The following is a 10,397-nucleotide window of genomic DNA, read 5'->3' on the forward strand; positions in this document are numbered from 1 at the left end:
AGGAATAACAATGACAAAAGTTGCTGTAATTTTTGCTGATGGTTGTGAAGAAGTTGAAGCATTGACCCAGATTGATGTCTTTCGGCGTCTTGGTATCCAGGCTGATATGGTTGGTCTGGACGCAACGGACGTTATGAGTGCTCATCAAGTTGCTTTGAAGATGGACAAAGTAGCTGATGATTCTTTGCTGGATTATGATGCTGTTATTTTCCCTGGCGGCATGGGTGGTGCCAAGCGCCTTAAGGAAAGCAGCAAGATGAAGGACATCATGCTGAAGCGCCAGGCAGCCGGCAAGTGGGATTGTGCTATGTGTGCTGCCCCAACGGCTTTAGCTGCTTATGGTGTGCTGGATGATGCTGACTACACTGTTTATCCAGGAATGGATGATCAGACACAGGCAGATGCCAAGAATGGTCGTTTCCACGAGGACATTACAGTAGTGGATAATGAAAAGCACGTAATCACCAGCCGTGGCCCGGCTACCGCCCTGGCTTTTGCTTACAAGATCGCGGAGACACTTGGCGTTGACACTGCTGACCTGAAGAAGGGAATGCTCTACGACTACTTGAAGAAGAACATTCAGTTCTCATAATTAAATTCTAAATACAAAATAAACCGTCAGCTGCGGGCTTCAGTGCTCGTTGCTGGCGGTTTTGTTGGTTATTGTAATAATTGAATGCCTTGACGTGTTTGGGAGACGGTCAATTGTCCAGGGGCCGATGATTGCTGAGCCGTTGCAAAGGTTAGTGCTGACCCGAAAACTTGGCCGCTGATACGACTGATTTTCCCTAAGTCACCCATTGCCATGGTGACCACTGGTTGTTCGAAGTGTTGGTCAGCCCACGTCGTTAAGTCGAGCAAGCGTAGAACGTCATCCACTTTATGTGGCATGACTGCCAATTTGAGCACATCAGCGCCACGATCAGCCATCGCTTTCAATTGTTCTTTCATCGCTTCTGTCTGTGGCGTGCCATCGAAGTGGTGTGCACTGAATAGCAAAGGAACTGGCTGTTCAGCATTTTGCTGAATATTAATCTTCCTTGCCAACTCGATGTCAATAAGGTCGGCACAATGATGACTGATCAGTGCATTGATCAGCTGTTCGTATTCACCATCACTGCCATTAAATTGGCCACCTTCAGCAGTGGTCCTAATTGTAGCTAATAGGGGTGTCGGATGGCAGAGGTGATAGAGGGTTTGGCCCACTTCGAGGATCTGTTCCTGGTTTGTCGTTGATAGGTAGTCGATTCGCCATTCGATCAGGTCGGGTCTTTGACTAAGGGCACGGTTGATTTCAATTGTCAGTTGGTCGACGTTGTGTCCCACTAAGGGAACGGCAATTTTGGATTGACCGTCACCCAGTTCAATGTTGCCAATATGCAGACTCATTTTATTCACCCCCGTTAAAGACGACTTTCCTAACTAATGGAACCGGCATCTCATGACCGGTCCATTCTTTGAAACAAGCAGCACCTTGGTAGAGCAGCATCCCCAGTCCGTTGTAGCTGTGTTGAACTCCTGCTTGCCGGGAAATGCGTAAGAGTTTGGTTTCGCGTGGTTGGTAGACGGTATCGTAGACGACCAGATCGGGTCGCAACATTGTCGGGTCAGTTACAGGGCTGATCTCTTGGAGATTTCCCATTCCCATGCTGGTAGCATCGATTAAAATGGCAGAATCAGCTAGGCATTGTCGCAGATCATTTTTATCTTCAAGAGCGTGGGCTTCCGCATTGGCTGATGTTTGTTGTTGGATTAAGTCAGCCAGTTGCTGGGCCTTGTTCCAGTGGGAACCATTGAGGCGGTTAAAGATATGGATATGAATGGCCCCGTCGAGCGCAGCCTGAATGGCGATGGGAGTAGCGGCGCCACCAGCCCCAATGATGGTGATAGTTTGTCCCTGAACGTGGTGACCGTGGGCAGCAAGATCGTCCATCACGCCACGCCCGTCCGTCGTGTCACCGATCAGCTGGTCATCATCGTTAATGATGGTATTGACGGCGCCAGCAAGCTTAGCCGCAGGAGTCAGTTTGTCCAGTAACGGAATGACTGCCTCTTTATTTGGCAGCGAGAGGTTAGCCCCTCTCATATGAAGGGTGTGCATGGCTTGGATAGCATTGGGTAACTGTTTTTTCCCAACCTCAAATGCCAGGTAAGCGTAGTTGAGGTTGAGGTGAGCACAGGCCAGGTTGTGCATGGCCGGGGAAAGGGAGTGACCAATCGGCGTTGCGAAGATACCGAGTAGACGGGTGTGACCATCGATGTTTGGAACAAGTTGTGGGGACATCATCATCACTTCCCACTCGGCTGATCAAGCTGTAACCAATCTTCCAGATGATCGACATTGACGGGATAAAAAGCAGGTTCGCCGATTTTTTTGAGGTAGACGAAGGTCAGTTGCTTACCCCGTACTTTCTTATCATGGCGCATTGCCGCGTACATAGCTGGTGAGCCCAGGACGGGATCAGTTAAGGGAAGACCGACAGCCTGGAGAGCAGCGGTTACTTTAGCAGAGGTGCCTTTAGCTGTGAGGCCGAATCGCTCGAACTGCTTGCAGACTTGGCTAGTACCGACGGCAACGGCCTCACCGTGAAAGAGGCGACCATGAGCGGCAAATTCCACCCCGTGGCCGATGGTGTGACCAAAATTCAGGAGGCGTCGAAGATTGCCTTCTCGTTCATCTTGGGAGACGACTTTGGCCTTAAAACTAATGCTGTGGTGGATTAGTGCGACGGCATTTTTCAGAATATCATCAGCTGATTGTACTTGTTCGATCAAGTCCCAGAAGTCACCACCATTCATGGCAGCACACTTGACGACTTCGCCGTAACCCTCGACAGTCACCCGGGATGACAAGGTCTTTAGGGTGTCTGGGTCGATGACGACTAAATCGGGTTGGTAAAAGCTGCCAACGAGGTTCTTCCCACTGTCGATGTCGATGGCGGTTTTGCCACCGACGGAGCTATCGACCTGTGCCAACAGTGACGTTGGGATTTGAATAAAGGAAATCCCGCGGAGCCAGAGTGAAGCGGTGAGTCCGGCTAGGTCACCGATGACGCCGCCACCAAGGGCGATGATGCCGTCGACACGACTCAGATGGCTATCAGCACAGGCTTTGATAGTTTGTTGGAGGACGTCCCACGATTTACTGCTTTCACCGGCAGGGACGGTGATGTCCGTTGTTTGAAAACCAGCCCCATTTAATTGATCGTTGACCGCTGATAAGTACAATGGACCGACGTTACTGTCAGTGATGACCAGCACTTTGCGTGCGGACCACACCTGACTGATCAGCTTGCCCAGCTGCTTCAGCAAGCCGTGTTCGATGAAAATATCGTATTCCTTTTGTTTGGTTGCAACGTGAATCGTCTCCATTAGGCATTAACCTCCTCAAAGTCGTTCATCAAATCGTGCATTGCCTGGCTCTTCTTCATCAGTTGTTTGAACATCGTTGGTGTCAGTGCCTGAGGGCCATCTGACAAAGCTTTTTCGGGATGATCATGAATTTCAACGATTAGGCCATCAGCGCCGGCAGCAACACCCGCGAGACCAACTGGGCTAACCAGTTGACGGTCGCCAGTGGCGTGGCTTGGGTCAGCAATGATCGGGAATGGAGTGAGTTGGCGGAGAGCAGCGATGGCACCAGCGTCGAAAGTGTTGCGGGTATGGGTGTTATCAAAAGTCCGAATTCCCCGTTCGACCAGCATGATTTGGTGGTTGCCTTCAGCTGCAATGTATTCTGCTGCGTTCAGCCAGTCGTCGATGGTAGCGCTCATTCCCCGTTTAAGAGCGACGGGGATGTTGGTTTTGCCGACAGCCTTCAACAGTGAGAAGTTCTGCATGTTCCGGGAACCGATTTGGAAAACGTCAGTGTATTTGGCGATCATTGGAACGTGTTCGTCGTCCATAACTTCAGTGATGACGTCCATTCCTTGTTCGTCCGCGGCTTCGCGTAAGAACTTCAGACCTTCTTCACCAAGTCCTTGGAAGGAGTATGGTGAGGTACGGGGCTTGAAGGCACCACCACGCAATACCGTGGCACCGCCTTGTTTAGCAATGGCAGCCATCTTTTTCACGTGAGCTTCGCTTTCTACGGCACATGGACCGGCCATCAGTGCTAGACTACCGTCACCGATCGTTGTGTGTGGGAGCTTGATGATTTCATTTTCGGGATGCAAGAGACGTGAGCTTTGGATGGCCTTTGGAACGTCTGTAATAATTTGGGTTGCCATTTGACGGATGTCAGACGGTAATTGATCTGGTGTGATTCCACCAATGGAGATGCGGTTGCGGTGAGTGAAGACGTCGCGGTGTCCACCGAAGATAGCAGTCAATTTGTTGATAGCAGTAGCGGCATTTTCTTTAGGTAAGACGATAATCATATTGGTTCCTCCATTCAATTCTCAAATGCTGGCAAAAAGAAAAGGGCTTCGCGGCGATGCGAAACCCTGAAATCCTTGAACGGAATTCATTATATAAAGGGAGCCGCAACGCTTCGTTTTCGTTGCGGCTCAATTTCCATGATGAAAATCAGTTATTGGTCGCAACTTGTGCGGATGAGATGCCCGCGCAAGTTGCACAGGCATTATTTAAACCAATAACCGTAATAAAACGCATTAAGCTGATTGACTCGCCATTTCATCATGAAAAACTCCTTTTCGTTTGATTAAAGTTTAATTAGATTTCAATTTAGTTTGGATTATATTAGCTTTATTGCCCCTTGTCAACAGGTAAATGAAAAATTTTCTCACTTATTTGGACATGACGAGGCGCGCTCGTTGCACGCATTTTGAATACCATGTACAATGGTCTAGTAATTAGATAATAGTTTTAACTAGGGAGGATGTTGTCTCTTATGGCAAAGCGAATTGCAGAATGTACGACCTTTCTGGCCGGAAAAGATGCCACCATTGATGGATCGACGATGGCAGGCCGTAACGTGGATACATTTGGTCCATTAGACCCCCAGAAAGTAAAGGTCTACCCAAGTTATCATAACCGCGATCATAGTGTACATTCCTATCTCAATAAATTTGTTGGTCAGTGCCCTCGCGATGGCTATCGCTACCAGGGTGTGCCAAACATCGATAACAACTTACATAAAGAAGGTGTTTTCGACGAAAGTGGCTTCAACGAAAAGGGCGTTGGGATGAGTGCCACCGAAAGTGTTTATGCCAATGAACGTGTCCTGGCCTATGATCCACTGAATACCGAGAGTGGCGTTAATGAGGATGTCATCGTAGCGATGACCTTGCCATTTTGTGACAGTGCCCGCGGGGCTGTTGAACGACTGGGTAAAGTGATTGCTAAGTATGGTTCAGCTGAAGGCAATGGCGTCATCTTCAGTGATGAGAATGATATTTGGTACATGGAAATTGTCACGGGCCATCACTGGGTTGCTCAGCGCATCCCGGATGATGCTTATGCCGTTACGGGTAACCGGGTTGCTATTCAGCAGGTCGACTTTGACGACCCTGATAACTTCATGTGGTCTGACGGTATCCAAGAATTTGTGGCTGATAACCACTTGAACCCCGACAAAGAAGGCTGGGATTTCCGCCACATTTTTGGTACTGCTACTACTTTTGATCAGCACTACAACACCCCACGTCAGTGGTACGGTCACCGTTTGATGAATCCTTCAATCGACTATGATCCACGGGATTACGATCTGCCTTTTATCAGCCGAACTAACCATAAAATTAGTTTGGGTGATATCGAATACTTCCTGGGTAGCCATTATCAAAATACCCCATATGATCCACTGGGCAATGGTACTCCCGAACAAAAAGTGGAATTCCGGCCGATTGGTTTGAGTCGTACCCAAAATTCACATATTTTGCAAGTGCGTCCAGATTTGCCAAAGAACGCTAACCACATTATGTGGCTCTGCCTTGGCGTACCGACCTTTGCCCCATTTGTTCCATTCTTCAGCGAAGCTACGACGATCAGCCCAAGCTATGCTATTACACCATCCAAGTTAAACATGGGCAACCTGCGGAGTGCTTACTGGATGCAACGTTTGCTATCATTGACGGTTGAAAGTCATTACTCTAAGTTCTTACACGAAGACCGGGCTTTCCTGAAGGATATGCGTGAAAACTTGTATCGCTGGGTCAACGAAACCGCAGCTGCCGCTGCTGATAAGAAGGGTGAGGAAAACGAGCGTTTCTTGAGTGACGCCAGTGCGGAAATGAACCTGCGTGTCGGTAAGAAGACCAAGCGTCTCATCAGCAAGTATCTGATGGATAGCATGGGAATGTCCAAATTAACCTTTACGATGGATAAGAATTTATGATTCAGTGGCAATTGAACTAATTCGGGACGATTTGATGTCGTTCCGAATTTTTTTGTGTTGACATTCTCAGTTGTTAGTTATATTCTTATGGCAATCATATTAGAAAATACTTAGAAAAGATGAGTAGTGATTGCGAGCTATCACAGAGAGCTACGTTGATGAGAAGTGGCTAGCAAAGGGTCATGAAGATGGTCTTGGAGTAAGTTGTTATTGTGAGCCTAAGGTGAGCAAGCCACGGTTGACGACCGATAAAAAGTCTAGGTTTACCGCTAAGGTGTACCTACTGAGGATGAGAATGCGAATTCTTGTCAAATTAGGGTGGTATCACGTTGATAAAAATGACGTCCCTAGAAGAGGAGTAAGACCTTTTCTAGGGACGTTTTAATTTTAAAGGAGGATGATTGAGATGCGTAGGAGGAAGAAACGTCAAGCATGGTGGTGGATTATTGGGATTGTTGTTGTTCTGGTAGTCGCAATTGGTGTCACGTTTGGTGCTAACGGTGGACCACTCGGTAACCGGACAATCACTTTAGGGACGATTGGACCCGACGTCCAGATTTGGCAGCACATTGCTAAGAGCAAGCAGGCCAAGCAGGAACACCTTAAAATTAAAGTGAAGAGTTTTACGGATCCGGTAGCCCTCAACAAAGCCACGGCGAATGGACAAATCGATGTTAATGCGTTCCAGTCTTGGTCGTACTTGCAGGCGTACAATAAGGAAAACAATAAGGGACAACTGGCAGCGCTTGGGACCACTTATCTGGAACCCATGGGGATTTACTCTGATCGCTATAAAAAGATCAGCCGTGTTCCTGACGGGGCAACGGTTGCTATCGCCAATAATCCTGCTAACACGGCACGTGGTCTGTTACTCCTGCGTAGTGCCGGCTTGATCACTTTGAAGAAGGGTTTTGGTGCAACCAGTGGGACGAATGAAATTGCCTCTAATCCAAGACACTTAAAATTCCGGGAAATCGATGATACGACTGGTCCGCGGGTGCTGAAGTCGACTGATCTGGTACTGATTGGTAACACCATTGCGTTGACGGGTCACCTGAATGTTTTACGGGACTCGATTTATCACGAAAAAGTAGACCAGAGCACGAAGAATAACATTAACGTGATTGCCACTGCAAAGAAGAGTCGCAATAATGCTAACTACAAGAAGCTGGTTAGTCTTTACCACAACCAGCAGATTCAGCAGTGGATCAAGAAGAAGTATCAGGGAACTAAGATTAACGTTCAAAAACCCCTGTCTTATTTCAATAATTAAGCTAAAGCCGATCGCTCACGTGGAACTGCGTGGACGGTCGGCTTTCATTCTTATGATTAAAATCCTTGTTCTTTGACTCTGGCTCGTTGGTTAATAACGCTGACCACGGCCGTCATTGTAGTGATTAAAGAATTCTTTCGGCGGTACACGATATAACGTGGTTCCCAGCTGCTGGCGTATTTAGCCTTGTAGTGGCGTAGTCCTTGGAAACCATAAAGGTTGTAGCCATATTCATAAATGAAGTGGGCTACTTTTTCCTCAAAGAAGCTGAATTGTGATTCGCCGACGTTGGCTAGCGGGGCCATCCCTAAGTCAAAGTACTGGTAGCCGTGTTGTTGACCATACTGGAACATGTGGACAAAAATTTCGTCCATAATTCCAGACGGTGCCTCATTGCTATGACGCATCAGGTCGATGGTCAGAATTTTCTTGCTGCCAGTTGGCATAAAGGTTGCAAATGCTACAAGAATGCCATTTTTATCACGAACTAGGGCAACAGGGGCTTGGTTGATGTAATTCACGGAGAAAAAGCCGAGGGAAAATCCTTTTTCAACATCTTTGCCCAACCACTCGTCCGAAACGTTCTTCATTTCCTTGATTAGTTGGCCATCAAATGGTGGTTGGACGATACTAAACTGGTAACCTTCGCGGTCAAATTTATGCATCAGTGCACGCTGCGAACGCTGACGTTTACCGGCCAGGGTGAAGTCGGCTAATTTAACTAGCCCGTCCTCACCGGTCTTGAAGAAATCAAAACCAAACTCATGCAGCAGCATTGTCGTCGCGGGACCAACTTCGTAGAAGACCGTCTGGTAGCCAAAGCGATCAGCTTCCTCCATGAAACGGCGGCAAGCCTGACGGATGTAATGTTGGTTGCCGACGGGTTCACCCATCACAATTAACTTGTCGTATTTTGGACGGAACATGAGGAAAAGCTGGTCGTGGTCGTCAGCGCGGTAGTAATAGATCTTTTTGTCATTCAAAAAAGCTAAGTGGCTGGTTTCGTTGCCACCAAATTCCTCAATAATATTGCGGACTCGTTTGGTATCAACAGAATCAAAACCCGAAAATGGATCAGGAGTACTCGTGAAGTAGTGCATGATGAGAAACATAACAAGCAATCCCAGCAGTAGTCCGATTAAGCCGGACAGCCAAATCTTTTCACCAGGGAAAATCAAAAAAGCAGGGACATGGTGAGTGGCTAAATATTGGGAACGGTTGATGATACCGATAATTGTATACAGAATCAGCGAACCCATGAAAATAGTCCCGTCGATAATCATTTTGCTCATGCTGTACACGAATTTTTCCCGGTACAGAGTTTTGTGGCTAAAAAGAACCATCAATAAGACAATGGCCAAGTAGATGGTTAAACTCCATGTTCCAAGGTTCCACAAGGTATTAATGATGCCAATGAGCAACAGGGCAAGGGTTGGCCAGTAAGCCTTTTTGAGTCGGGCTTCGACTCCCCGTGCGCAGGCTAGCAAGGCAATTGCAAAGAGCACCGTTGTCAGCTGATGCAAAAAGAAAAAAGTGAAGGGGTAGACCCGCATCAAAAACTTATTGCTATTGGTTAAATCAGGTAGGCAGGCGGCTAGCAGCATCAATACACCAGAGGCGTACATGAAGGCAGTCAATAAGCCATGTGACAACTTGTGAAGACCTTGCCGCGGCAAGTCGTCGAAGTACTGGTTAAAGCGACTGCCAAGGTCCGTTAAAGCGAGAATTCCACCGATTAACACCGGCACGATATAGTAGAAGACACGGAATAACAAGAGCCAAATGACGGCTGTCGATCGGGGAACACCTAAAAGTGATAATTCCATCAGCATGATGAAATCAAATGAGCCGAGAGCCCCTGGAACCATCGAGACGACCCCGATGATTTCAGCCACGATGTACATTGGTAAAACAGCGATGAAGTTTGTTTTAACTCCCATCAGGTAGCCGATGAGGATAAAGAATAAGGATACGAAGAGCCACTCTAAAGTGGAACTGCTGACAATACCTAATTCTAACTTGAGGGTAAGATCCCGAAAGATCTTGGAATCATGAAGCTGGGTGATGGCAAAGATAATTGGGAAATAGCAACCGCCACCGACCAGCCAGATGGTGTAGCGGGCAAGGTGGGTACCACCACTATGAAAAGCGAAGATCAAGACGATGGCGAGCCAGCATAAAACGGATAAACCGGATAGCAAGAAAATGGCAATTTTAGAAATAGCCAGCAGAATTTGGGTTCTGCTCGATTTTTTGCCATAAAAATAAGCTCGTAATGTGGCACCGAGAAGACCACCAAAACCAGCGATATTGGTTAATGTGTTGGTAATCCACCCGCTGCGGATAATATATGATGGGGCATAAATATCGCGCTGCTTAAGGAGGTGGACGAGGGCAAAGTCATAGCCAAGCATTGGCATGACCGCAACGCAACCTAGTACCAGCATAATAGCAATGTTTAACGGTGAGAGGCTAGCGAGGCCGTGAACAACTTGGGACCAATTAACGGTTTTAAAAAAGTTGCCCAGGGCAAAGATAACGAAGAGAACAACCGAGACCATAAAGATGGTTTGGATGATCCTTTCGTTGCGCTGCCACCAGCGGCGAATGCTTTGTGCTTTCACCTTTATTTCCCCCTAAATTCAATATGGTTAATAGTCATTATATAATATGTTGTTGATACACCACCAGAAAATGTCGAAAAACTGTTGACGAATCTCTGAATCTTCCGTATAATTCTAAATGTTGTTAATGGTCCGTTGGTCTAGTTGGTTTAGGACGCATCCCTGTCACGGATGAGATCACGCGTTCGAGTCGCGTACGGACCGT

Annotated in this window: 8 protein-coding genes and 1 tRNA gene; 4 read left to right on the top strand and 5 right to left on the bottom strand. The window is 47.4% G+C overall.

The genetic code is table 11. The features are described 5' to 3' along the window. Positions 1-10 precede the first annotated feature (10 nt). Positions 11-592 (top strand): DJ-1 family glyoxalase III, encoded by a 582-nt coding sequence (locus AB3114_RS08225; RefSeq protein WP_367342762.1) that lies wholly within the window; start codon positions 11-13, stop codon positions 590-592. Positions 593-660: 68 nt separating this feature from the next. Here the strand turns inward: AB3114_RS08225 and aroD are convergent, their stop codons facing one another. The 4 genes from aroD to aroF are packed head-to-tail and all read right to left on the bottom strand — an operon-like array spanning position 661 to position 4,379. Continuing rightward, positions 661-1,389, bottom strand: coding sequence for a type I 3-dehydroquinate dehydratase (gene aroD / locus AB3114_RS08230; RefSeq protein ID WP_367342763.1), 729 nt, complete (start codon positions 1,387-1,389; stop codon positions 661-663). Position 1,390: 1 nt separating this feature from the next. Further along, positions 1,391-2,284, bottom strand: a complete 894-nt coding sequence (gene aroE / locus AB3114_RS08235) for a shikimate dehydrogenase (RefSeq protein ID WP_367342764.1) — start codon at positions 2,282-2,284, stop codon at positions 1,391-1,393. Positions 2,285-2,289: 5 nt separating this feature from the next. After that, positions 2,290-3,372: a 3-dehydroquinate synthase gene (gene aroB, locus AB3114_RS08240; RefSeq protein ID WP_367342765.1), complete on the bottom strand. Its 1,083-nt coding sequence runs from the start codon at positions 3,370-3,372 to the stop codon at positions 2,290-2,292. Next, positions 3,372-4,379 carry a 3-deoxy-7-phosphoheptulonate synthase gene (gene aroF, locus AB3114_RS08245; RefSeq protein WP_367342766.1) on the bottom strand — a complete coding sequence of 336 codons (1,008 nt, stop codon included), beginning with the start codon at positions 4,377-4,379 and terminating at the stop codon, positions 3,372-3,374. Before aroF ends, aroB begins: the two co-directional genes overlap by 1 nt. 473 nt (positions 4,380-4,852) lie before the next feature. On the opposite strand from aroF, the gene AB3114_RS08250 reads away from it, so the two are divergent. Together AB3114_RS08250 and AB3114_RS08255 are read left to right on the top strand one after the other, a co-directional pair. Next, positions 4,853-6,295 carry a C69 family dipeptidase gene (locus AB3114_RS08250; protein ID WP_367342767.1) on the top strand — a complete coding sequence of 481 codons (1,443 nt, stop codon included), beginning with the start codon at positions 4,853-4,855 and terminating at the stop codon, positions 6,293-6,295. A gap of 406 nt (positions 6,296-6,701) precedes the next feature. Beyond that, on the top strand, positions 6,702-7,568 hold the full coding sequence (locus AB3114_RS08255) for a MetQ/NlpA family ABC transporter substrate-binding protein (RefSeq protein ID WP_367342768.1): 867 nt from the start codon (positions 6,702-6,704) through the stop codon (positions 7,566-7,568). 56 nt (positions 7,569-7,624) lie between these two features. On the opposite strand, the gene mprF is transcribed toward AB3114_RS08255, so the two are convergent. Beyond that, positions 7,625-10,192, bottom strand: a complete 2,568-nt coding sequence (gene mprF / locus AB3114_RS08260; RefSeq protein ID WP_367342769.1) for a bifunctional lysylphosphatidylglycerol flippase/synthetase MprF — start codon at positions 10,190-10,192, stop codon at positions 7,625-7,627. Positions 10,193-10,321: 129 nt separating this feature from the next. Here mprF and AB3114_RS08265 point away from each other — a divergent pair. Continuing rightward, a tRNA-Asp gene (locus AB3114_RS08265) sits at positions 10,322-10,396 on the top strand. Position 10,397: the final 1 nt, after the last annotated feature.

Source organism: Limosilactobacillus sp. (assembly GCF_040772465.1).
Lineage (GTDB): Bacteria > Bacillota > Bacilli > Lactobacillales > Lactobacillaceae > Limosilactobacillus.

Excerpts from the sequence above, each read along its gene's own strand:
- AB3114_RS08225 (WP_367342762.1), top strand. The coding sequence starts at position 11 with ATGACAAAAGTTGCTGTAATTTTTGCTGATGGTTGTGAAGAAGTTGAA.
- aroD (WP_367342763.1), bottom strand. The coding sequence starts at position 1,389 with ATGAGTCTGCATATTGGCAACATTGAACTGGGTGACGGTCAATCCAAA.
- aroE (WP_367342764.1), bottom strand. The coding sequence starts at position 2,284 with ATGTCCCCACAACTTGTTCCAAACATCGATGGTCACACCCGTCTACTC.
- aroB (WP_367342765.1), bottom strand. The coding sequence starts at position 3,372 with ATGGAGACGATTCACGTTGCAACCAAACAAAAGGAATACGATATTTTC.
- aroF (WP_367342766.1), bottom strand. The coding sequence starts at position 4,379 with ATGATTATCGTCTTACCTAAAGAAAATGCCGCTACTGCTATCAACAAA.
- AB3114_RS08250 (WP_367342767.1), top strand. The coding sequence starts at position 4,853 with ATGGCAAAGCGAATTGCAGAATGTACGACCTTTCTGGCCGGAAAAGAT.
- AB3114_RS08255 (WP_367342768.1), top strand. The coding sequence starts at position 6,702 with ATGCGTAGGAGGAAGAAACGTCAAGCATGGTGGTGGATTATTGGGATT.